Origin of the sequence: Nocardia pseudobrasiliensis NBRC 108224, assembly GCF_001613105.1 — a bacterium.
GTDB classification, from domain to species: domain Bacteria; phylum Actinomycetota; class Actinomycetes; order Mycobacteriales; family Mycobacteriaceae; genus Nocardia; species Nocardia pseudobrasiliensis.
On record NZ_BDBS01000052.1, the window covers coordinates 27,825 to 50,416 of the forward strand.

The window sequence follows — 22,592 nt, forward strand, 5'->3', positions numbered from 1 at the left end:
ATAGCGCAGGTCCGGGCTGTCCGATACAGTAGTTTTCGCGGCCGGAGGGTGGCAATGTGAGATCATCTACGGTGTGAAAGTGGTTCTGCCGGTAGGGGAGTTGTCGAGAATTTGACCACGCCAGCCATCGGCGGTCGTGCCGCCGTCGAGCCAGAATTATGTCGAGTTTCGGTCATCGGCGGGAATACCCAGCTCGATGTCGGTTTGCCGACGTCGGTGCCGATTGCGTCATTCATCGGTGAACTGGTCGCGCTCATCGAATCGCGCAATCCCGATCCGGCCGAGGCCGAGGAGGATTCCGCGACGCTGGAGACCGGGCACTGGACACTGGCCCGACTCGGCCGCGAGCCGATTCCGCCGCATCGCACACTGACCGAGGCCGAGGTATACGACGGCGAGTTGCTGGTGTTGCGCTCGGTGTCCGCCAAGGAAGCGCCCGCGCTGTTCGACGACGTCATCGATGCGGTCTCGCGGCTGACCTCCGATTCGTTCCGCGGCTGGTCGCCCAAGGCGGCGCGCTGGACCGGTCTGGTCGCGGCCGTGGCCTCGGCGCTGCTGGCCGTGCTGTTGCTGGCGGCGAGCCGCGCGCACGGACAGGAATTGATTCCGGCCTTCCTGGCCGCGGGGACGGGAATCGGCGCGATGGTCGCGGCCGCGATCGCCGCCCGCAGATACCTCGACGCGCTGTCGGCCACCTGGCTCGCGCTGGCCGCGCTGATTCTGCTGTTCACTGGGGCCGCGATGTTCGCGCCCGGACCGCTGGGCAGTCCCCATCTGCTGCTGGGCTTTTCGGTGCTGCTCGTCGCGGCGGCCATCGGTTACCGCGCGACCGGCGTGGGCGCGACGCTGTTCTCCTTGGCGATCACCGGTTCGATCTTCGGCGCGATCGCCGCGGCCGTGCGGATGCTCTGGGAGCCGGCGCTGCCGCGGGTCGCCGCCGGTTTGCTGGTCGGCGCGTTGATCTTGATCTCCTCGGTACCGCGACTGGCCGCGATGCTGGCCCGGCTGCCCGTGCCGCCGGTGCCCACCGCGGGCGCCGCGATCGATCCGGCCGATCACGAACCGCGCCCGACCATCGAGGGCATCGGCGCGATCGGCGCCACGGCCCTGCCGTCGGCGATCGGCCTGGGCCGTCGCGCCGAGGCCGCCAATCGCTATCAGTCCGGCATCCTCGCGGGCGCGACCATCGCGGCCGTCGTGGGTGCGCTGGGCGCGGCCGATCCGCTGGATTCGGCTCGCTGGCAAGGCATTGCGCTGGCCGTGGTCACCGCGATCATTCTGGCGCTGCGCGGCCGGTCCTATGCCGACCTCACCCAAGCGGGCACGCTGATCGGCGCGGGTGCGGTCACCATCGGGGGTCTGCTGACCGGACTCGGGATCGGCGATTCGCGCTATCTGGTGCCCGCCGCGGGCTTCCTGCTGATCTTCGCCGCGGCCGTGGTGTTCTTCGGGGTCGTCGGACCGCATATCGAGATCACGCCCGTGCAGCGTCGCGCCGGGGAGCTGTTCGAATATCTGCTGATCATCCTGGTGATCCCGCTGGTGCTGTGGATCATGGGCGTGTACGCGATGGCCCGCAACATATGACCGTGCCGTGGCGCGGCTGGGGGAGGATCGCCTGTGCGGTAGCGATTCTCGGCTCGGCGACGCTCGGTTCGGCCCCGGCGGGAGCGGTCGCGCCGCCGGTGGTGGATCCCGGCGCGCTCGGTCCGGCGATCGGCCTGAGTCAGCATCCGGCGCCGCTGGAACCGACCGAACAGCGACTCATCTGCGCCGAGCCGACCTTGTCGGGCGGGCCGCCGCAGGAACCACCGATCGCGCAGCGGGTGCTGGATCTCCCGGCCGCCTGGCAGTTCAGTCGCGGTGCGGGACAGAAGGTCGCGGTCATCGATACCGGGGTCAACCGGCATCCGCGCCTGCCCGCGCTGCAATCGGGCGGTGACTACGTCTCCGATACCGACGGCACCGTGGACTGCGACGGGCACGGCACCATCGTCGCCGGAATCATCGCGGCTCGGCCGTCGCCCGAGGACGGATTCGTCGGCGTCGCGCCCGATGCCGAGGTGCTCGCCATCCGCCAGCTCAGCCTCGCCTATCAGCCGAAGAATCGCGGCGGCTCGGGCCAAACCCCCGGCGCCATCACCGATTCCGGCTACGGCAATGTGTTGACCCTGGCCGCGGCGGTGGTCCGGGCCGCCGATATGGGCGCCACGGTGATCAATATCTCGGAGGTCGCCTGCGCACCGGCCGGGGCCGATACCGCCGACGGGGCGCTGGGCGCGGCCGTGCAGTACGCCTACGAGCACAATGTGGTCGTGGTCGCCGCGGCGGGCAATCTGCAATCCGACGGACCCTGTAAACAGCAGAACGGATCGTCGGGATGGTCCGACGTGCAGACGATTCCGAGTCCGGCGTGGTTCGACAAATACGTGCTGACGGTCGCCTCGATCGATCCCGACGGCAATCCGTCCGAGCTCACGCTGCGCGGACCCTGGATCGGCGTGGCGGCCGTGGGACGGCAGATCACCTCGCTGGACTCCAAACCCGGCGGGGTCGGTCTGGTCAACGGCGTGCAGACCAGCGACGGCATCCGCCCGATCGAGGGAACCAGTTTCGCCGCACCGTATGTGGCCGGACTCGCGGCGCTGGTGCGTTCGCGCTTCCCGGAACTGTCCGCGGGCCAGGTCATCGATCGCATCGAGCGCACCGCGCACGGTCCGGGCCGCGGTCGCGACGACGGCATCGGGCACGGCATGATCGATCCGCTGGCCGCGCTGACCGCGCAACTACCCGACAAACCCGTGAGCGCGGGCGCGGACGTCCCGCGGGCCATCGCCGCGCCGTATGTGCCGCCGCCGCCGGATCCGCGGCCGCGCCGCTACGCGGTGATCGGTTCGATCACCTGCCTGGCAGCGCTGGGAATCGGTCTGGCGGTGTCGATTCCGTATCGCCGCCGCCGCGACGACGAGCTCGACAACGAGCTGTAGCTGAGGAGCCATGGTTACCGAAGGTTATGTGCGCCGCCCCCGGATCGCCCCGCCCCGGGCGCCGGGCGGCGAGGTGACGCTGAGCCCGCCTCCGGAGATCACCCGGCCGCTGCCCGCGCCGCTGCTGGCCAAGATCATGCCGATCGTGATGGTCGTGGCCGTCGTCGGCATGCTCGCGATGTTCGTGATGATGGGCCGCTCGCTGCTGGCCAATCCGTTCATGATGATGTTCCCGATGATGATGCTCATGTCGATGGTCGGCATGATGATGGGCTTCAATCGGGGCGGCGGGCCGAAGTCGGCCGGTGAACTCAACGAGGAACGCAAGGACTACTTCCGCTATCTGGACCAGGTGCGCCGCGATGTCCGCCGCACCGGGCAGAAGCAGCTCGAGGCGCTGAGCTGGAGTCACCCCGAACCCGCGGATCTGCAATCGGTCGTGGGCACCCGGCGGATGTGGGAGCGGCGGCCCAACGATCCGGATTTCGGTCACGTGCGCGTCGGCGTCGGCAGCCATCGCCTCGCCACCAAACTGGCCCGCCCGGAGACCGGTCCGCTCGAGGATCTGGAACCGGTCTCGACGGTGGCGCTGCGCCGCTTCGTGCGCACCCACTCGGTCGTGCACGGCCTGCCCACCGCGGTCTCGCTGCGCGCGTTCCCCGCGCTGAACATCGAGGGCTCGCCCGAGGACGCCCGGATGCTGGTGCGGTCGATGCTCATGGCGTTCACCGCATTTCACGGACCCGACCACGTGGCCGTCGCGATCGTCTGCGCGAATCCGGACGGTCCGGCGTGGTCGTGGGCGAAATGGCTTCCGCACCTGCAGCATCCGACCATGCGCGACGGAATGGGTTCGGCGCGCATGATGTACGGATCGCTGGGCGAGCTGGAGACGGCGCTGCAGGCCGAGCTCATGGAACGCGGGCGCTTCATGCGCAATCCCCAACCCACCCAGGGCCGTACGCATCTGGTGGTCATCATCGACGACGGCTACGTCAACGGCACCGAGCGGCTGGTCAGCGAGTCGGGTCTGGATTCGGTGACCGTCCTGGACCTCACCGCGCCGGAGAACGGCCTGGCCGCCCGGCGCGGACTGCAGCTGGTGGTCAGCAACGGCGCGGTCAGCGCGCGCAGCGCCGCCGGAGTGGAACGCTTCGCGACCGCCGACGAGGTGAGCCTCGCCGAGGCCGAGACCTTCGCCCGCGCCCTGGCCCGCTACCGGATCGCCACGGCCGCGCAGATCGTGAGCCTCGGCGACGAGACCCGCACCGATCCGGGTCTGATGGCGCTGTTGAAGATTCCCGACGCCGCCCAGATCGATCCCGCGAAGGTGTGGCGGCCGCGCACCGCGCGCGAGCGGTTGCGGGTGCCGATCGGCGTGACGCCCGACGGCACCCCAGTGGAACTGGATATCAAGGAGTCCGCCGAATACGGTATGGGCCCGCACGGATTGTGTATCGGCGCAACGGGTTCGGGTAAATCGGAATTCCTGCGCACGCTGGTGCTGTCGATGGTGGCCACGCACTCGCCGGATTCGCTGAACCTGGTGCTGGTCGACTTCAAGGGTGGCGCGACCTTCCTCGGTCTGGATCCACTGCCCCACGTCGCGGCGGTCATCACCAACCTGGAAGCCGAACTGTCCATGGTCGACCGTATGCGCGATGCCCTGGCCGGTGAGATGAACCGCCGCCAGGAGCTGCTGCGCTCGGCGGGCAACTTCGCCAATGTGACCGACTACGAGAAGGCCCGCGCCGCGGGCGCGCCGCTGGATCCGCTGCCCGCGCTGTTCGTCGTCGTCGACGAGTTCTCCGAACTGCTTTCGCAGAAGCCGGATTTCGCGGATCTGTTCGTGATGATCGGCCGCCTGGGTCGGTCGCTGCATGTGCATCTGCTGCTGGCCTCGCAGCGCCTCGAGGAGAACAAGCTGCGCGGGCTGGACTCGCATCTGTCCTATCGGATCGGCCTGCGCACCTTCTCGGCCAACGAATCCCGCGCGGTGCTCGGCATCACCGACGCCTACCATCTGCCCAGCATTCCGGGTTCGGGCTATCTGAAGACCGATGCCGCGGATCCGTTGCGCTTCAACGCGACCTACGTCTCCGGACCCTACGAGGCCCCGCGCGGCACCGGCCCGGTCACGGTGGACGGCAAGGTGATCGGCGGCAGCCCGACCATCTTCACCGGCGCGCCGGTCGAAATGCCCGAGCTGCCAGAGGAACCGGCCTTCGATCCACTGGCGCTGCCCGAGCCGCCGCCGAAGAACGTTGCGGAGGAAGGCGTTCCGAAGTCGCTGCTCGAGGTCGTGGTGGGTCGGTTGACCGGACACGGTCGCCCGGCGCACGAGGTGTGGTTGCCGCCGCTGGAGGAATCGCCCTCGGTGGATATGCTGCTGCCTGATCCGGACTGGCGCTCGCCGGTCAATCGGCATGGACAGCTGTGGATGCCGATCGGCATCATCGACAAACCCTACGAGCAGCGCCGCGATGTGCTGACCATCCAATTGTCCGGCGCGCAGGGACATGTCGCGGTGGTCGGCGGTCCGCAGTCGGGTAAGTCGACCGCGCTGCGCACGATCATCATGGCGGCCGCGGCCACCCACACCCCCGAACAGGTCCAGTTCTACTGTCTGGACTTCGGTGGCGGTTCGATGACGGGTCTGTCCGGTCTGCCGCACGTCGGTTCGGTGGCGGGTCGACTCGACGTCGATCGGGTGCGCCGGACCATCGCCGAGCTCACCAGCCTGATGCGTCGGCGCGAGGAACGGTTCAGCGAACTGGGTATCGAGTCGATGGCCGAGTTCCGCCGCCGCAAGTTCGCGAAGATTCGGGCCGACGGCACGATGCCCCCGGACGATCCGCTGTCGGAGGACCGGTTCGGCGATGTATTCCTGGTGATCGACGGCTGGGCGACCATCCGCGAGGAGATGGACACCCTCGAGCCGCAGATCAACGCGTTCGCCTCCCAGGGTCTGTCCTACGGCATCCACCTGGTGATCGGTGCTTCCCGCTGGGCGGAGATCCGGCCGGTGGTCAAGGATCAGGTCGGCACCCGGCTCGAGCTGCGCCTGGGTGATCCGTCCGATTCCGAGATGAACCGCCGCACAGCGGCTCTGGTGCCGGTCGGACGGCCCGGCCGCGGTCTCACGCCCGATCAGCTGCACCTGCTGATGGCGCTGCCGCGACTGGATTCGAGTACCGATCCGCAGAGTCTGTCCGAGGGTGTGGCCCTGTCCAAGCAGGCGCTGGAACAGATGTGGGGCGCGCGCCGCGCGCCCGAGGTGCGCATGCTGCCCGGCCAGTTCCCGCGCGAGACGCTGCTGGAGATGGCCGCCGAGCGCGGTATCACGCAGAGCAAGACCAAGGTCGTCGTCGGTCTGGGCGAAAGCGAATTGGAGCCGCTGGTCCTGGATTTCGGCGCCGATCCGCATCTGATGGCCTTCGCCGATGTCGAATGCGGTAAGACCACGCTGCTGCGCAATATCGCCATGGGTCTGGTGGAGAGTTCCACACCCGACGAGGCGCGCATCATCATGATCGACTACCGGCGCACCATGCTCGGCGTCGTCGAGGGCGAGCAGCTGGCCGGATACTCCACCTCCTCGCAGACCTGCGGGCCGATGATCGCCGAGGTCGCGGCGTATCTGGCCAAGCGGATCCCCGGTTCCGACATCACCCCGCAGCAGTTGCGCGAGCGCAGCTGGTGGAGCGGTCCGGAGATCTACATCCTGGTCGACGACTACGACATGGTGGCGACCGGCGGCATCAATCCCTTCGCGGTGCTGCTGGAATATCTGCCGCAGGCGCGTGATATCGGTCTGCACCTGATCGTGACCCGGCGTACCGGCGGCGTCTCGCGGGCGCTGTACGACCCGATTCTGGGCGGCATGAAGAATATGTCGGTGGACGCGCTGATCATGAGTGGCCCCCGCGACGAGGGCAAACTCATCGGCGACGTCCGGCCCACCAAACTTCCGCCCGGCCGCGGCATCCTGGTGTCGCGCACCCGCGGACAGGAAATGGTCCAGATCGCCTACCTGCCACCGCTGTAGGGCTGCGGTCCCGCCTCTCCGTGTTTCCGGCCGTACCAGCCGGAGCCGCGTGGGTTGGTCACAGGTCCTGCGTCGGGCGCGCTCGAGTTCTGGGCGGGCCCGACGAGTTACCCATGTGCTCGCGAGATCAGTTGTTGCGTCGCGTTTCTCGAATGTGCGCCGCTCAGGGCCGGAGGCTGGAACCAGGCGTCGGCGCGGCGCTCGAACAGTGCGCCGGAGGGGCCCGGGGCCTCGGGTCCGGCCATGCGGGCCAGGCGGAATCCGGCGCGCAGATAGTAGGCGTGCAGGCCGGTGTTGGTGGTCCACGCGTCGAGGCGGACCCAGGTGCGGTGCTTGGCGCGGGCCACGGCCGCGGCGTGGGCGAGCAGCGCCGAACCGAGGCCGTGGCCGGAGAAGCGCACATCCGCGATCATGTAGTGCACGATGACCGCGTCGGCGATCTCACCCGGCGACCACAGTCCCGGATCGGCGCGGTCGTTGACGGTGATGGTGCCTGCCGGTTCGCCATCGATCTCCGCGATCCAGGTCTCCTCGGCCCGCACCGCGCGACCGACCGCGCGGGCAAACCGCTCGATCGGCAGACCTCGACCCTGCCTTGTCCATTGATCCCAGCCTCGTTCCGCAAGCCAGGCCGTCCGTTCGAGCCGTAGTCGGCAGATGGTGCCGAGATCAGCCATTCCGGCCTGGCGTACGCGGAGGGTCATGGCGGCCCCGGCACCAACGAGTTACCGAAGTAATGCGAATTGCCCGGGGGCTGCGGCGTTCCCAGCACCCTGCGGATCATCTCGGTGCCGTCGTCGTCGCCCAGTTCGTAGGCGAGCCGATTGCGCGCGGCGATCGAGCGGTGCCGGGTGACGCGGGTGATGCGGTCGGCGCTCGCGCCGATGCGCAGATGATCCAGCAGCATGGTGCCCGTGCCGACGCCCAGGACCGCCGCCTCTTCGGCGGTCGCGGGGCGGGCGGCGACGGTATCGCGATGGGCGGTCTCGACGAAGCCCCGCTCGGCCAGGCGGCGGGTGGTGCCCTCGGGGATGTCGTGCGGCGAGTCGATTCCGGTGGCCTCTGCCAAGTCCCGTGGATAGAAACTTACTTCCCAGGACCAGGGCTCATTGTCCAGATACTGGACGACCGTCCGCGACATCACCCAGGAATCCTTGGCGATGCCCAGCCACATGGCGACCTCCGCGCCCGCGGGTTCCATGCGCGCGGTGAACTGTTTGGACGGCTCGCGACCGGCGGCACGGCCGATCTCGGAGAAGATGTCGTGCGAGGATTTCGGCCGGTCCGGCCGGATGTGGTTGGTGACAACCGATTCCAGGACCTCCTGGCTGCGGACGATCGTGCCTCGGGAAGTCGCTGTATAGAGGAGGTTTTCGGCTACGAGTACCTGAATCGCGTTGCGCGCGGTGGTGATCGAGACCTGCATCTGGTCGGCCAGCTCCGAATGGCTGGGTAATCGATCGCCCGGCTTCCAGGTGCCGCTGCGGATCTCCTCGCGGAGGAGATCGGCGATGCGCTGGTACCGGGGACCCTCCGCCGCCATCTCGCTCCTAGGTTGTGCTTCGAGAATTGGAGTTTACTCTGCTGGTCCGATGGGCGTGTGACCCTTGACACAGGCCTTCAGCGGTTTATTGTAATGAAGTCCTGAACGAGTGTTGTAACGGCGATGACGGCGAGGCAACGTGGCGGGTTCGGAGACATCTCAGACGGTGGTCGTGGCACTGCCCGACGCACCCATTGGCGCGACTGCGGTCCAATCCTTGACGACCGGCCTACTGCCGAGTTCGGATATCTTGTTGCGTGCCTGTCGCGGCCACCGCGTCATCGGTGGGCCCCTGCTGTGGTTCGCGCGCGATCTCGCGGTGCTGCACGAGCGCCGCCTCATCGGTCGCGGCGGATCCGAGCCCGACAGCGATCCCACGACGATCATCGAAATCGAGCGCCGCCGAACCGAATTGGTCATGGCGATCGACGACTGGATCGCCCGCACGGTTCCACAGCATCGACTCGGCGCGACCCTGCACACCGAAACCATCGGCTCGGTCATCGACCGCCTCGCCGAGGCCTCGGTCCGCGCCCACCACGCCCTGATGACCCTGGACGCGAACGACGAAGTGCTGCACGGCGCCTGGCACCACTTGGCCGAATTGGCCGACGCCTACGACGATCTCGTCAACGACGTCCTCGCGGGGCGACGCCGACTCCCGGCCTGGTAACCGCGCAATCAAACACTGTAGCGTCGGTGGTCGGTGGCGAAATCGTCTGCGACGGTTGCGGCGAGCTCGACCAGGGCGCGCTTGGTGTTCTTGTGCAGGCGGGACAGGTCGATCTCGGCGCCCTCGGACAGATGGGCGTCGTAGGGGATGATGTGGACGGCGCGGCAGCGCGAGAGGAAGTATTCGCGCAGCTGCTGAATTCCGACATTCGGTGATCCCGGGCGCGGCAGGTTGATCACTACGACGGCATTGCGGACCAGGTGGTCGTGGCCGTGCAGGGACAACCAGTCAAGGGTGGCGGCGGCGCTGCGGGCGCCGTCGATCGCCGAGGACGAGATCAGCACCAGCGAATGCGCCAGTTCCAGTACGCCGCCCATGGCCGAATGCATCAGTCCCGTACCGCAGTCGGTGAGGATGATGTTGTAGAACCGCTGCAGGATGCGCGCGACCTTGCGGTACTCCTCGTCGCTGAATGCCTCCGAGGCGGCCGGATCCCGCTCACTGGCAAGGACTTCCAGTCGGCTGGTCGCCTGCGAGGTATGCCTGCGCACATCGGAGTACGAGCGGATCGCCTGATCCAGCAGCAGATCTCGCACCGTCGAACGGGTCTGCAGCGGCACCCGCTGCGACAGCGTGCCGAAGTCCGGATTGGCGTCCACGGCGATCACCCGGTCGCCGCGGATGGACGCGAAGATCGAGCCGATACCCATGGTCGTCGTGGTCTTGCCGACGCCGCCCTTGAGCGAGAGCACCGCGATCCGATAGTCGCCGCGCACGGGCTGGCGAATCCGCGCCACCAGTTCCTGCAGCCGCCGCTCCTCGGCCGACATGCCCGGATTGATTGCGCCACCGGACATATGGTGCACCGCCCGACGCCAGCCCGAACCGGCCGCCTTTTTCGCCCGGCGCACCGGAACATCGTCCAGCGAGGGCGGCGGGCCCTGGTGCCCGTACTGCGGCGGATACTGCTGCTGCGGCGGCGGAGTCGCGCCCCAGGGCGGAGCGGCCTGCTGCCACTGCCCACCCTGCTGCGGAGGATAGGGCTGCTGCGGAGCGTAATTCGGTGCGCCGGAATTCATTCCGGAATACGGACCCGGCACGTAATCGTCGCCGACCGGAGCCTGCGACGCGTTGCGCGGTCCCTGCGGCGTCTCGGATTGCGGCGCGTGCGGTCCCGGGGCGTGCGGCATATACGGCCCCGGCGCAGGTGTGTCCGACTGCGGCGCACGAGTTGTGGGTGCGAACGGTCCGGGCGCGGGTGCGTCCGTTTGCGGCGCGGGTGTTGTGGGCGCGAAGGGAGCGGACGCGTCGGGTTGTGGTGTGCGCGTTGTGGGCGCGAACGGGCCCGGGGCGGGGGCGTCCGAATGCGGCGCGGGTGGGGTGTTCGGGGCGAACTGGTTGGCGGTGTCCGATTGCGGAGTTTGCCGCGGGAGTGGGGACGGGGCCTCGGGCAGCGGGGGGCGGGAGTTCGGGTCGGTGAATGCCGTTGTCGAGGGGCTCTGTCCGCTCTGCGTCGGATGCGGGAGCGAATCGGGCTGGGCCGCAGTCGGTTCCGGGGCGCGCATCGGGGTCAGCCACGGCGGCGGCTGATCGTTGGACGGCGGTTCGGTCTGCGACAGGTCCGGAAGTCGTTCGGGCGCGGCGTGTTCCGGCGGCTCGGGCAGCGGCGGTCGGCTCGCGGCGCGGTCCGGTGGCGGCGGGAGGTCGGGGCGGCTCATCCGGGTGGTCGGCTCGGCGGCCGTCGGATCCGCGACGTCGGCGGTATTCGAATGCGCCTGCGGCACCGGCGCAGGCGGTGCCTGCCAGGCCGGGGTCTCGGCCGTCGGTGTCGATGGGTTCTGCTGGCCCGGCCACTGTTCGGACCGCAGCGAGGGAGCTTCGGCCTGCCAGTGTGGCGGCGGGGGAGCCTGTTCGCCACCATTGGTCGGGGTCGGCGAATTCTGGTATGGCAGTTGGAATTCGCCGCCGTGGCGCTGGGGGAGCGGGGGCAGATTCTGCGGCGGTTCGGGCAGCGTCTCGCCATTGGGGCGGACGGGCTCCTCGTGCTCCTCGGCCTCGGATTTGTCACGGCGCCAACCGATGCGGCGCTTCTTGGCGCCCTCGGCCTCCTCGGATCTACGCCGCCCCTTCCGGCGCGACGCGGCCTCCTCCGGAATCAGATCCTCTTGCGGCAGATTCTGAACGGGGGCCTCGTAACCGGACTGCGTGACCTCACTCTCGGACAGCCACGGCGGCAGCATCGGCAGGCCGTCGTCGTTACGACTCACAACGCACCTCGCAGGCGCTCGAGCTCAGCTCCGCGGGCTCCCGAGGGCGCTGCGCACCACACTCGCTCGCTGCGCTCCCTCACGGATCCCCCTGGATCTGCTGGTACCGGATTACCTGGACAGCCGGTAGTTTACGCGAGCGCAATCGGGCGCGACGGACCTGCCGCCCGGTCGGGCCACCCGGAACCGATGCCCGGGTTGTTGTAGCGTGCCTCACACTCGGCGCGCTGCATTGCCGAGCCGTTGCGAGATCGGGAGCATGGCGGGATGGCGACAACAGTCGAAGACGGTCGAAGCGGGGCGCGGCTCGACGAGCTCCCGATCCGGCCCATCCATCGCAGGCTGGTCGTCCTGGTCGGCATGGGGCTGTTCTTCGATCTCTACGAACTGTTCCTGGCCGGAACCATCACCGGCGTGCTGAAGCAGGAACTGCATCTGTCGACCTATCAGCTCTCGGGCATCCTCGCCTCGGCCTTCGCTGGACAGTTCGTCGGCGCGCTGGTGCTGGGCCGATTGTCGGATCTGTTCGGCCGCCGCCGGATGTTCATGATCAATATCGGCATCTACGCGGGCTTCACGCTGCTGGGCGCGTTCAGCCCGAACGTCTGGTTCCTGATGGCCACCCGCGCGCTGGCCGGTCTCGGCATCGGGGCGGAGATGACGGTCTCCGACACCTATCTGTCCGAGGTGATGCCCGCGCAGGTGCGCGGCCGAATGATCGCCATCGCCTACACCATCGGCTTCTGCGCGGTGCCGACCGTCGGCTTCCTGGCCCGCTGGCTGGTGCCGCTGCATCCGATGGGCATCGACGGCTGGCGATGGCTGTTCGTGATCGGCGGCCTCGGCGCGGCGCTGGTATTCGTGGCGCGACGACATATGCCGGAGTCCCCGAAGTGGCTGGCGCGGCAGCAGGAGACCGCCGAGCGGGTGCCGTTCACGCGAATCCTGCGGCCGCCCTTCCGAACTCGCACGCTGCTGTTCGGCGCGGTGATGATCCTGCAGGTGTTCGGCTACTACGGCTTCGGCACGCTGGCCGTGCTGGTGCTGCAGGCCAAGGGCTTCACGGTGGTCAATTCGCTCGGCTATCTGGCCGTCACCTATCTGGGCTATCCGATCGGATCGCTGCTGACCATTCCGCTCATCGAACGCGTCGAGCGCAAATATCTGGTGATCGGCACCACCGCGCTCATGGCGATCTTCGGACTGATCTTCGGCTTCGCGACCGCGGTGCCGCTGATCCTGCTGTCGGGCGGGCTGTTCACCGTGAGCAGCAATATCTTCTCCGACGCGATCCACACCTATCTGCCGGAATCGTTCCCGACCAGTGTGCGGGGGACCGCGTCGGGCGCGACCTATTCGCTGTCCAAGCTCAGCACCGCGATTCAGCCGTTCCTGCTGCTGCCGGTGCTGGAGAACCACGGTCCGGGCGCGGTCTTCTCGATCATCACCGCGGCGTTGGTGCTCATGATCGGATTGCTCGTGGTCTGGGGCCCGCTGACCGGACGCGAGCCGCTCGCGCCCGCATAACCGACCCTATTTGGTCGAACGCATCACTCGCGGGTAAGCTTGACCGGCGGTGCACCTACCCGTCGGTCGCTTCATGTCCGCATGTCGCTTTCGTCAGAGTATGGCACCGGGTCGACGCAAGCGCACGACATTGCAGTGACAGCCAACCGAAAGCCTAGCCAACCAGGCTGGGCCCAACCGGGATCGCGGAGGATATGGCGAAGAAGGAAGGGGCCATCGAGGTCGAGGGCCGAGTAATCGAGCCGTTGCCCAATGCGATGTTCCGGATCGAGCTGGAGAACGGTCACAAGGTGCTCGCGCACATCAGCGGCAAGATGCGGCAGCACTACATCCGCATCCTGCCCGAGGACCGCGTGGTGGTGGAGCTTTCGCCCTACGACCTGACTCGCGGTCGCATCGTCTACCGCTACAAGTGACCGCGCCGCGCGCGGACCTGGTTCGGGACGACGGATAAAGACTTCCCCGGTCGTTGGACCGGGGAAAAACTGTGTTCACACCCCTGTGAACCACAACCAGATTGGACGGACGTGAAGGTTCAGCCCAGCGTCAAGAAGATCTGCGAGAAGTGCAAGGTGATCCGCCGTAACGGGCGGGTCATGGTGATCTGCGACAACCTGCGCCACAAGCAGCGCCAGGGCTAGTCGTAGAGCACGATCGCAGTTCTGCTTGACAGAACAAAGAAGACCTCCCAGCGCCACTGGGTCATCGACGAGCCCGCGAGGGCGGATGCCCAATTACCCCCGGTACGGAGGCCGGGGCCCCACTACGAGGGGACGGACAGGGAGCAGACCTCCGCAACCATTAAGGAATCGCCACCATGGCACGTCTGATGGGCGTCGATCTCCCGCGCGAGAAGCGCATGGAGATCGCACTGACCTACATTTTCGGCATCGGCCGTACCCGCGCCAAGGAGATCCTCGAGAACACGGGCGTCAGCCCCGACACTCGCGCCAAGGATCTCACCGACGACGATCTGACCAAGCTTCGCGACTTCATCGAGGCGTCGGAATTCAAGGTCGAGGGTGACCTGCGCCGTGAGGTGCAGGCCGATATCCGTCGCAAGATCGAGATCGGCTGCTACCAGGGCATCCGCCACCGTCGCCACCTCCCGGTGCGTGGTCAGCGGACCAAGACCAATGCGCGTACGCGCAAGGGTCCGAAGAAGACCGTCGCCGGCAAGAAGAAGTAGGGATAACCGATGCCTCCGAAGAGTCGGGCCTCCGGCCCCAAGAAGACCCAGAAGTCGCGTCGCCGGGACAAGAAGAACGTTCCGCACGGCAACGCGCACATCAAGTCCACGTTCAACAACACGATCGTGTCGATCACCGACCCGCAGGGCAACGTCATCTCCTGGGCGTCCTCGGGCCACGTCGGCTTCAAGGGTTCGCGCAAGTCGACCCCGTTCGCCGCGCAGCTCGCCGCCGAGAACGCTGCCCGCAAGGCGCAGGAGCACGGCGTCAAGAAGGTCGACGTGTTCGTCAAGGGCCCGGGTTCGGGCCGTGAGACCGCGATCCGCTCGCTGCAGGCCGCCGGCCTCGAGGTGGGCACGATCTCCGACGTCACCCCGCAGCCGCACAACGGTTGCCGTCCGCCCAAGCGGCGTCGCGTCTAAGCGGGAAGGAAGGTTTAGAGAACTATGGCTCGTTACACCGGCCCCATCACCCGCAAGTCGCGTCGTCTGCGTGTCGACCTCGTCGGAGGCGACCAGGCGTTCGAGCGTCGTCCTTACCCGCCGGGCCAGCACGGCCGCGCGCGGATCAAGGAGTCCGAGTACCTGATGCAGCTGCAGGAGAAGCAGAAGGCTCGCTTCTCCTACGGCATCCTCGAGCGTCAGTTCGCGACGTACTACAAGGAAGCCCACCGGCAGAAGGGCAAGACCGGCGACAACCTGCTGCGTCTGCTCGAGACCCGGCTGGACAACGTCGTGTACCGCGCCGGTCTGGCCCGGACCCGTCGTCAGGCCCGTCAGCTGGTCTCGCACGGCCACTTCCTGGTCAACGGCGTCAAGGTGAACGTCCCGAGCTTCCAGGTGTCGCAGTACGACATCATCGATGTCAAGGACAAGTCGCTGGCGACCCTGCCGTTCCAGGTGGCGCGGGAGACCTACGGCGACCGCCCGATCCCGGGCTGGCTGCAGGTCGTGCCGAACCGGCTGCGGATCCTGGTCCACCAGCTGCCGGAGCGCGCGCAGATCGACGTGCCGATCAACGAACAGCTCATCGTCGAGTACTACTCGAAGTAAGCGGTTCGAGCTTGCTGTCCTCGCCCCGGCATTCCAGTGCGAATGCCGGGGGCCGGGGAACCAATTCGTGGGTGTCAAATAGCGGGCGCCCCTGAAGGAGGAGATCCTCATGCTGATTTCACAGCGACCGACGCTGACCGAAGAGGTCGTGACCGAGAACCGGTCGCGGTTCACCATCGAACCGCTGGAGCCGGGCTTCGGTTACACCCTCGGCAACTCGCTGCGCCGCACGCTGCTGTCGTCCATTCCGGGCGCGGCCGTCACCAGCATCCGCATCGACGGCGTGCTGCACGAGTTCACCACCGTCCCGGGCGTGAAGGAGGATGTCACCGACATCATCCTGAACCTCAAGGGCCTGGTCGTGTCGTCCGAAGAGGACGAGCCGGTCACCATGTACGTCCGCAAGAGTGGCCCGGGCGCCGTCATCGCCGGTGACATCGTGCCCCCGGCCGGTGTGACGGTCCACAACCCGGATATGCACATCGCCACCCTGAACGACAAGGGCAAGTTGGAGATCGAGCTCGTCGTCGAGCGCGGTCGCGGCTACGTCCCGGCCGTGCAGAACAAGGCCTCGGGCGCGGAAATCGGCCGGATCCCGGTGGATTCGATCTACTCTCCGGTGCTGAAGGTGACCTACAAGGTCGAGGCGACCCGTGTCGAGCAGCGCACCGACTTCGACCGGCTCATCCTGGATGTCGAGACCAAGAACTCGATCTCCCCGCGGGATGCGCTGGCGTCGGCCGGTAAGACCCTGGTCGAGCTGTTCGGCCTGGCGCGTGAGCTGAACGTGGAGGCCGAGGGTATCGAGATCGGGCCCAGCCCGGCCGAGGCGGACCACATCGCCTCGTTCGCGCTGCCGATCGAGGACCTGGACCTCACCGTGCGGTCGTACAACTGCCTCAAGCGCGAGGGTGTGCACACCGTCGGCGAGCTGGTCGCTCGCACCGAATCGGATCTGCTGGACATCCGCAACTTCGGGCAGAAGTCCATCGACGAGGTGAAGGTCAAGCTGCATTCGCTGGGCCTGTCGCTCAAGGACAGCCCGGCCTCCTTCGATCCCTCCAGCGTCGTCGGCTACGACGCCGCCAGCGGGACCTGGAGCGACAGCGGCTCGTTCAGCGACACCGACAGCGGCGAGCAGGATTACGCCGAAACCGAACAGCTCTAGGCCGCCGGGGCCGCAGCCCCGCTGGTCTTTCCTAAGGAGAACAACCAATGCCCAAGCCCAAGAAGGGTGCTCGCTTCGGCGGGTCGGCGTCGCACCAGAAGGCGATCTTCGCCAATCTGGCCACGGCGCTTTTTGAGCACGGTCGGATCACGACCACCGAGGCCAAGGCCAAGGCGCTGCGCCCCTACGCCGAGAAGCTCGTCACCAAGGCGAAGGCCGGCTCCCTTGCCGACCGTCGCGAGGTGCTCAAGGTGATCCGCAACAAGGATGTGGTCCACGAACTCTTCGCCAACATCGGACCGTCGTTCGAGGGCCGCGAGGGTGGCTACACCCGGATCATCAAGACCGTCCCCCGCAAGGGCGACAACGCGCCGATGGCCATCATCGAGCTGGTTCGGGAGAAGACCGTGACCAACGAGGCCGATCGCGCTCGCCGGGTGGCTGCGTCGCAGAAGAAGGTCGAGGAGGCCCCGGTCGAGGAGACCAAGGCCGAGGAGACCAAGGCCGAGGCCGTCGAGGCCGAGGCTCCGGCCGCCGAGGAGAAGGCTGCCGAGGAAAAGGGCGAGTAATTCGCTCCCTCACCTGACGCGCGAGCCCGCCGTCCCCTCCGGGTCGGCGGGCTCGCTCATGTTAACCAGGAGGTCGCTGTGATCGCCGAGGATCCGGCCCAGCACACCGTTGCGGTTCGGGTACGACTGGATATCGGTTATGACGGCACAGATTTCACCGGTTGGGCCCGTCAGCCGGGCTTGCGCACCGTGCAGGGCGTACTCGAGGAATCGCTGAGCAAGGTGCTGCGCGAACCGATCCAGCTCACGGTGGCCGGACGCACCGATGCGGGTGTGCACGCCGAGGGCCAGGTGGCGCATTTCGATACGACCTCCGAACCGGATGCCGCCAAACTGGTGCACAGGCTGGCCCGCTTCCTGCCGAAAGATGTGCGGGTCACCGCCGTTCGCACGGCCCCACCCGAATTCGACGCTCGTTTCTCGGCGATTCGCCGTCACTACGCCTACCGCCTGACCACCGCGCCCTACGGCGCCGAACCGCTGCGTGCGCGCAGTGTGGTTCCGTGCCGGTCCGAAGTGGACCTCGCGGCAATGCGCGTGGCCTCGGGAAAACTGCTGGGACTGCACGATTTCGCGGCCTTCTGCCGCCGCCGCGAGGGCGCGACCACCGTGCGGGAACTGCAGCGCTTCGACTGGGAGCGCGACGGCGACCTGCTCACCGCCTACGTCAGCGCGGATGCCTTCTGCTGGTCCATGGTTCGCAGTCTGGTCGGCGCGGTCCTGGCCGTCGGTGAGGGTCGCCGCACGCCCGAATGGGTCGCCGGACTCCTCGCCGAACGCGAGCGCTCCAGCTCGGTCACGGTCGCCCCGGCACACGGCCTGAGCCTGATCGCAGTGGACTACCCGCCCGATGCCGAACTCGCCGCCCGCAATGCCCAGACCAGGGAAATGCGTACCGTTCCGGCGGGCGGCGGTTGTTGTGGCGAGTGATCGGTGAGTTGACGAGGTGGCCGGGGCTCTGCGGGTGGTGGGCTCGGTTCCCGTGTGGGTGGGCTCTGGTTGTTGTGGCGAGTGATTGGCGAGTTGATGAGGTGGCCGGGGCTCTGCGGGTGGTGGGCTCGGTTCCCGTGTGGGTGGGCTCTGGTTGTTGTGGCGAGTGATTGGCGAGTTGATGAGGTGGCCAGGGGGCCGTGGATGGCAGACTCGGCTTCCATGAGTCCGGTTAGTCGAGGTCGCAAGAAGGAAAGCAAGAATCATCGCGGGCGCGAATACGAGCCCGCCGAGCCCGCGGAGGAGCAGCTCGGTCCCGACCATCCGGTGGTCCGGGAGATGCTCGACAATGTCGTTGCCACCCTCGACGACTTCGAGCCCGTGGACGATCCGGTGGACGGTGAGTATCTGGCCGCCTCGCTGCTGGCGATCGGCTACGGCACCGGCGCCGAGGCGGCCGACGCGTTCGCGCAGCTGTTCATCGCCGAGGCCGAGGAGCACGGGACGCCGGGCGCCCTGGCCTTCCTGCTCAGCGTCGCGGCGCTGACCTCCGGACAGACCCGATCGCTGGCCGTCGCGGCCGCGGATCGCCTGGCGGCCGCCGGGGTCGTGGCTCCGCCATGGGTGGCCGAGCTCGGCGAGCCGACCACCGCGGGCGAATACTTCCGCTGGTCCGAGGGCGATGGCGTGGGCGCGGTCCTCTACGGCAGCTTCCACCGGGCCGGTCGCACCGACGGCTTCCTGCTGTTCGTCGACGAGGAGGACTGCGGTTCGGCCAACGATCTGGCCCCCTTCGTCAGCGCCGAGGCCCTCGAGGAGGCCCGCCGCATGACCAACGAGGAGGAGTCCGCCCCCGAGGCCCCCATCGCCGCCGACGAATTCCGCTGGCGCGTCGAGGCCGCCCTCGGCGTGCGCGAATCCCACGACCGCGAGGTCATCGAACTCGGCATCGAACCCGAACAGCCCGAGGGTGACGATATCCCCTACGAGGTCACCGACGTGGTGTTGCGCGCTCGACTACGCGCCCTGCCCATGTCCGCGAAACCGCTTCCGGCGCACGTGCATCCGGCGTAGGCCGCAAGGGGCGGCCGCGAAATGCGCGGCCGCCCTTGCCTATTCGATGGTCATTACTTCGGTATTCGAGGTTGTCGCTATGCGGAAACCACCTCCTTCGTCGCCGGGACTTCGGATTCTCAGCCCGGCTGGGTGCCGGAGCTCGCTTCGATGGTCTTGGGGCCGTGGCCCATTCCGCTGATTTCGATGCGGCGGGGTTTGGCCTTCTCCGCGATCGGGAGGGTGACGGACAGGACGCCGTCGTTGTAGGTGGCCGAGATGTCGTCGGTGTCGATGCCCTCGCCCAGAGACAACTGACGCATGTACGTACCCGCGAACCGCTCGGATGCGACCCACTGGACGTTCTGGTCGCTGGGCAGGCTGCGCTGCGCCTTCAGGGTGAGAGTGCCGTTGTCGACACTGACTTCGACCGAACCGGGGTCCACGCCGGGCAGGTCGGCGTTCAGCACATAGTGATCGCCGGCCTTGAACAGATCCATCGGCATGAAGCGCGGCGCGCGTGCTGTGCCGGCGGTCTCTCCCAAGAGTTGGCGGGCAACGGTGTCGATGTCGTGGAACGGATCGAACCTCAGCACTGGAAATCACCTCCATATGTCAGTGGCGACGCCCGCCTCGAGCGGCGAGCGCCGGAAGCTGTACGCCAATAAATTTAGCACTCTCATGGCACGAGTGCCAGATGTGATTCGGCTCGCGTCCGCGATGGAATAGGTCGCGCCACAGTGGAGTTCGGATGGGCATGACGATTGAGGGACTCGGAAAGTTCGGCGTATGGGGCCACAGCTCGGCGTTCACGCCGGAGAGTGCGCGTGAGCTGGAGACGCTGGGATACGGGACGTTGTGGCTGGGCGGATCGCCGGCGGCCGAACTGGCGGAGGTCGACCCGCTGCTCGCGGCGACCGAGAACCTGTCCATCGGGACCAGCGTCGTCAATATCTGGTCGGCCCCGGCCGAGCAGGTCGCCGAATCCTTCCATCGGATCGAGGCGAAGTTCCCGGGCCGGTTCGTCCTGGGCGTCGGCGCGGGACATCCCGAACACACCGATGTCTATCGCAAGCCCTACGACGCCCTCGTGGACTACCTCGACGAACTGGACGGGGCGGGCGTGCCGCAGCAGCGACGCGCGCTGGCGGCGCTGGGGCCACGCGTGCTGGAGCTGGCGCGCGATCGCACCGCCGGCGCGCTGCCCTATCTGACCACCGCCGAGCACACCCGCCAGGCGCGCGAAATCCTCGGCGTCGACGCGCTTCTGGTCGCCGAGCACAAGGTGCTGCTCGACACCGATCCCGAACGGGCCCGCGCGACCGCGCGCCCCCGGGTGGAGTTCTATTTGAACCTGAAGAACTACGTCTCGAATCTGAAGCGCCTCGGCTTCTCCGACGAGGATGTGGCCTTCCCCGGTAGCGACCGACTCATCGATGCCCTCGCCCTGCACGGCACCGCCGACCAGGTCGCCGACTCACTCGTCGCGCATCTGGCCGCGGGCGCGGATCAGGTTGCGATTCAGGTCGTTTCGGCGGACTCCCTGGCCGATCTGCGCGCACTCGCGCCCGCCCTGGCCGAGCGGATCTGATGGTATTCAGCCAAGGTATTCGACCGAGACGCCGATGGTTTCGTAGGTGATCGTCGCGCGGCGATCGAGGCTCAGCAGCGTCGCAGCATGCTCGGCGGCCGTGCATGCGATCAAGGCGTCATATGTCTGACCACCGAGAAGTTGGCCAGCCGCGGCCGTCGCAAGGAGCTCCTGATACCCAACGTCCGAAAGGGTGAGATAAGGATCAGGGAAGCGACTGGTGAGGAATTCGTGCACTATACCGGGCTGCGCTCGATGTGGCGGAGGTAGCCGGGTCAGCACCGAATACGCCTCGACAGCGGCGTGCGCGACGAGCCGGGGTCTACGGGACAACGCTTTTCGGGCGATTCCATGGAATTCGTGCCAACTGGCGAATCCCGCGATCACGACGCTGGAGTCGACCGTGACCGATGGGCCGACATCGGTCATCGTCGACTCTGCTCCAAGACATCACGCACGAGTTCGGCGGTGAGCGTGGGCATCTCGGTATCGGTGACCGCCGCGACCCCGTCGCCCTCGTCCACGAGGTGCATAGGGGTAGGGGCGGGCGCGATCTCCAAGTGGCCATCACGTTCGACTACTTCGACGGGCTGTCCGGCCGTCAATCCGAGCGCATCACGAAGCGGCTTCGGAATAACCACTCGGCCTGCGGCATCGATGGCAGCTCTCATGCCATAAAAATACCATTCGTGTCCTGACCTGGGCCACCGCCTCAGGAGCGGACGAGGCGGGCGATGGCGTCGGTGGCCTCTTTGATCTTGGCCTCCGCCTCCGGCCCGCCCTTGACCGCGGCGTCGACCACGCAGTGGCTGATGTGGTCCTCGAGTAGGCCCATCGCGACGGCCTGCAGGGCCTTGGTCATGGCCGAGACCTGGGTGAGGATATCGATGCAGTACTTTTCTTCTTCGACCATGCGCTGCAGGCCGCGTGCCTGGCCCTCGATGCGGCGCAGGCGCTTGAGGTAGTCGTCCTTGGCCGTGATGTAGCCGTGGGTGGTGTGATCGTGGCAGGACTGATCCGCCGTGATGGTGTGGTCCTCGGTCACGGGCTCTCCTGCCGTCGTTCCGGTAATATACCCCCCTAGGGTACAGCACGCTGGGAGAATTGTCAGACGGCCACGTATGCGGGCGTTCGCATGATCCGATGCGACGCGCCGGGATCGGGTAGGTGAGAATCGGGGGCATGAGTTCGGTTCCCCGCCCCGCGCTGGCCATCATCGGCGGTAGCGGTTTCTACGACTTCTTCGGCGACGACGCGACCACCCTCGAGATCGAGACGCCCTACGGCGCGCCGAGTGCCCCGATCACCGTCGGCGATGTCGACGGCCGACAGGTGGCCTTCCTGCCGCGGCACGGTCGTAAGCACGAATACTCCCCGCACACCGTGCCGTATCGGGCGAATATGTGGGCGCTGCGGTCGATCGGCGTGCGCCGGATCTTCGCGCCCTGTGCGGTCGGCAGCCTGCGCGCCGACTGGGGGCCGGGCACGGTCGCGGTGCCCGATCAGCTGGTGGACCGCACCTCCGGGCGGGCGCAGACCTACTTCGACAACGGCGGCATTCATGTCTCCTTCGCCGATCCCTACTGCGACGATCTGCGCGGCGCGGCTGTGGCCTCGGCGGTCGAGGAATTGCCGCTGAAGCAGAACGCGACCATGGTCGTGGTGCAGGGCCCGCGCTTTTCCACCCGCGCGGAGAGCCGCTGGTTCGCCGGACAGGGCTGGGAACTGGTCAACATGACCGGCTTCCCCGAGGCCGTCCTGGCCCGTGAGCTCGAAATGTGCTATGCGGCAATCGCTTTGGTGACCGATCTGGACGCCGGGCTGGAATCGGGTGAGGGCGTCAGCGCCGCGGCCGTCTTCGCGGAGTTCGAGCGCAATCTGGTGCCGTTCAAGAAGTTGGTGCGCCACGCGGTGGCGGCGGTCGGCTCGACCGAAACCTGTGAGCGCTGCCGTGTTCATGCGGGAGTGGCGCTGCCGTTCGAACTACCCTGAGT

General features: G+C 67.4%; 23 protein-coding genes. 16 read left to right on the top strand and 7 right to left on the bottom strand.

Translation table 11 applies throughout. The features are described from left to right. The first annotated feature begins 111 nt into the window (after window positions 1–111). Genes eccD through eccCa form a run of 3 tightly spaced genes read left to right on the top strand, consistent with a single transcriptional unit; the run spans window position 112 to window position 7,035 of the window. The gene (gene eccD, locus NP4_RS33370; protein WP_068006477.1) at window positions 112–1,587 is read left to right on the top strand and encodes a type VII secretion integral membrane protein EccD; all 1,476 of its coding nucleotides are present in this window, start codon (window positions 112–114) and stop codon (window positions 1,585–1,587) included. Next, entirely contained in the window at window positions 1,584–2,987 is a 1,404-nt protein-coding gene (gene mycP, locus NP4_RS33375; protein WP_068006478.1) for a type VII secretion-associated serine protease mycosin, read from the top strand. The genes eccD and mycP overlap by 4 nt, the downstream gene beginning before the upstream one ends. A 10-nt stretch (window positions 2,988–2,997) precedes the next feature. Further along, window positions 2,998–7,035, top strand: a complete 4,038-nt coding sequence (gene eccCa / locus NP4_RS33380) for a type VII secretion protein EccCa (protein ID WP_068006479.1) — start codon at window positions 2,998–3,000, stop codon at window positions 7,033–7,035. 107 nt (window positions 7,036–7,142) lie between these two features. Here the strand turns inward: eccCa and NP4_RS33385 are convergent, their stop codons facing one another. Both NP4_RS33385 and NP4_RS33390 read right to left on the bottom strand, forming a co-directional pair. Further along, window positions 7,143–7,739 (bottom strand): GNAT family N-acetyltransferase, encoded by a 597-nt coding sequence (locus tag NP4_RS33385; RefSeq protein ID WP_068006482.1) that lies wholly within the window; start codon window positions 7,737–7,739, stop codon window positions 7,143–7,145. Next, on the bottom strand, window positions 7,736–8,578 hold the full coding sequence (locus tag NP4_RS33390; protein WP_068006485.1) for a GntR family transcriptional regulator: 843 nt from the start codon (window positions 8,576–8,578) through the stop codon (window positions 7,736–7,738). Before NP4_RS33390 ends, NP4_RS33385 begins: the two co-directional genes overlap by 4 nt. Window positions 8,579–8,795: 217 nt before the next feature. Between NP4_RS33390 and NP4_RS33395 the strand changes: the two genes are divergently transcribed. Then, entirely contained in the window at window positions 8,796–9,251 is a 456-nt protein-coding gene (locus NP4_RS33395; protein ID WP_245998272.1) for a DUF4254 domain-containing protein, read from the top strand. A gap of 8 nt (window positions 9,252–9,259) precedes the next feature. On the opposite strand, the gene NP4_RS43480 is transcribed toward NP4_RS33395, so the two are convergent. Beyond that, window positions 9,260–11,518 carry a MinD/ParA family ATP-binding protein gene (locus NP4_RS43480; protein ID WP_245998271.1) on the bottom strand — a complete coding sequence of 753 codons (2,259 nt, stop codon included), beginning with the start codon at window positions 11,516–11,518 and terminating at the stop codon, window positions 9,260–9,262. Between the two features lie 267 nt (window positions 11,519–11,785). Between NP4_RS43480 and NP4_RS33405 the strand changes: the two genes are divergently transcribed. The 10 genes from NP4_RS33405 to NP4_RS33450 all read left to right on the top strand — a co-directional run bounded on the left by NP4_RS33405 (window position 11,786) and on the right by NP4_RS33450 (window position 19,028). Beyond that, entirely contained in the window at window positions 11,786–13,045 is a 1,260-nt protein-coding gene (locus NP4_RS33405; RefSeq protein ID WP_068006486.1) for an MFS transporter, read from the top strand. A gap of 194 nt (window positions 13,046–13,239) precedes the next feature. Further along, window positions 13,240–13,461, top strand: a complete 222-nt coding sequence (gene infA, locus NP4_RS33410; RefSeq protein ID WP_040804562.1) for a translation initiation factor IF-1 — start codon at window positions 13,240–13,242, stop codon at window positions 13,459–13,461. A 111-nt stretch (window positions 13,462–13,572) separates the two neighbouring features. Further along, a complete protein-coding gene (gene rpmJ, locus NP4_RS33415) occupies window positions 13,573–13,686 on the top strand; it encodes a 50S ribosomal protein L36 (protein WP_025347279.1) in 114 nt (37 codons plus the stop codon). 176 nt (window positions 13,687–13,862) lie between these two features. Then, entirely contained in the window at window positions 13,863–14,234 is a 372-nt protein-coding gene (rpsM, locus tag NP4_RS33420) for a 30S ribosomal protein S13 (RefSeq protein WP_062509562.1), read from the top strand. Between the two features lie 9 nt (window positions 14,235–14,243). After that, on the top strand, window positions 14,244–14,657 hold the full coding sequence (rpsK, locus tag NP4_RS33425; protein ID WP_019929497.1) for a 30S ribosomal protein S11: 414 nt from the start codon (window positions 14,244–14,246) through the stop codon (window positions 14,655–14,657). A gap of 24 nt (window positions 14,658–14,681) precedes the next feature. After that, window positions 14,682–15,287, top strand: a complete 606-nt coding sequence (gene rpsD, locus NP4_RS33430; RefSeq protein ID WP_062509560.1) for a 30S ribosomal protein S4 — start codon at window positions 14,682–14,684, stop codon at window positions 15,285–15,287. A gap of 109 nt (window positions 15,288–15,396) precedes the next feature. Next, window positions 15,397–16,455, top strand: a complete 1,059-nt coding sequence (locus NP4_RS33435) for a DNA-directed RNA polymerase subunit alpha (RefSeq protein ID WP_062509558.1) — start codon at window positions 15,397–15,399, stop codon at window positions 16,453–16,455. Window positions 16,456–16,502: 47 nt separating this feature from the next. Then, entirely contained in the window at window positions 16,503–17,024 is a 522-nt protein-coding gene (gene rplQ / locus NP4_RS33440; protein WP_068006487.1) for a 50S ribosomal protein L17, read from the top strand. Window positions 17,025–17,102: 78 nt separating this feature from the next. Next, entirely contained in the window at window positions 17,103–17,954 is an 852-nt protein-coding gene (gene truA, locus NP4_RS33445; RefSeq protein ID WP_068006488.1) for a tRNA pseudouridine(38-40) synthase TruA, read from the top strand. Window positions 17,955–18,176: 222 nt separating this feature from the next. Next, a complete protein-coding gene (locus tag NP4_RS33450; protein WP_068006489.1) occupies window positions 18,177–19,028 on the top strand; it encodes a hypothetical protein in 852 nt (283 codons plus the stop codon). Window positions 19,029–19,147: 119 nt separating this feature from the next. Here the strand turns inward: NP4_RS33450 and NP4_RS33455 are convergent, their stop codons facing one another. Further along, entirely contained in the window at window positions 19,148–19,603 is a 456-nt protein-coding gene (locus NP4_RS33455; protein WP_068006492.1) for an Hsp20/alpha crystallin family protein, read from the bottom strand. Between the two features lie 161 nt (window positions 19,604–19,764). On the opposite strand from NP4_RS33455, the gene NP4_RS33460 reads away from it, so the two are divergent. Continuing rightward, a complete protein-coding gene (locus tag NP4_RS33460; protein ID WP_068006546.1) occupies window positions 19,765–20,598 on the top strand; it encodes an LLM class F420-dependent oxidoreductase in 834 nt (277 codons plus the stop codon). 6 nt (window positions 20,599–20,604) lie between these two features. Here NP4_RS33460 and NP4_RS33465 read toward each other — a convergent pair whose 3' ends face one another. Genes NP4_RS33465 through NP4_RS33470 form a run of 3 tightly spaced genes read right to left on the bottom strand, consistent with a single transcriptional unit; the run spans window position 20,605 to window position 21,643 of the window. After that, window positions 20,605–21,027: a type II toxin-antitoxin system VapC family toxin gene (locus tag NP4_RS33465; protein WP_068006494.1), complete on the bottom strand. Its 423-nt coding sequence runs from the start codon at window positions 21,025–21,027 to the stop codon at window positions 20,605–20,607. Then, on the bottom strand, window positions 21,024–21,269 hold the full coding sequence (locus NP4_RS40425) for an AbrB/MazE/SpoVT family DNA-binding domain-containing protein (RefSeq protein WP_082876448.1): 246 nt from the start codon (window positions 21,267–21,269) through the stop codon (window positions 21,024–21,026). The genes NP4_RS33465 and NP4_RS40425 overlap by 4 nt, the downstream gene beginning before the upstream one ends. Window positions 21,270–21,310: 41 nt before the next feature. Beyond that, entirely contained in the window at window positions 21,311–21,643 is a 333-nt protein-coding gene (locus NP4_RS33470; RefSeq protein ID WP_068006497.1) for a metal-sensitive transcriptional regulator, read from the bottom strand. A gap of 137 nt (window positions 21,644–21,780) precedes the next feature. Between NP4_RS33470 and NP4_RS33475 the strand changes: the two genes are divergently transcribed. Next, entirely contained in the window at window positions 21,781–22,590 is an 810-nt protein-coding gene (locus NP4_RS33475) for an S-methyl-5'-thioadenosine phosphorylase (protein ID WP_068006499.1), read from the top strand. Window positions 22,591–22,592: the final 2 nt, after the last annotated feature.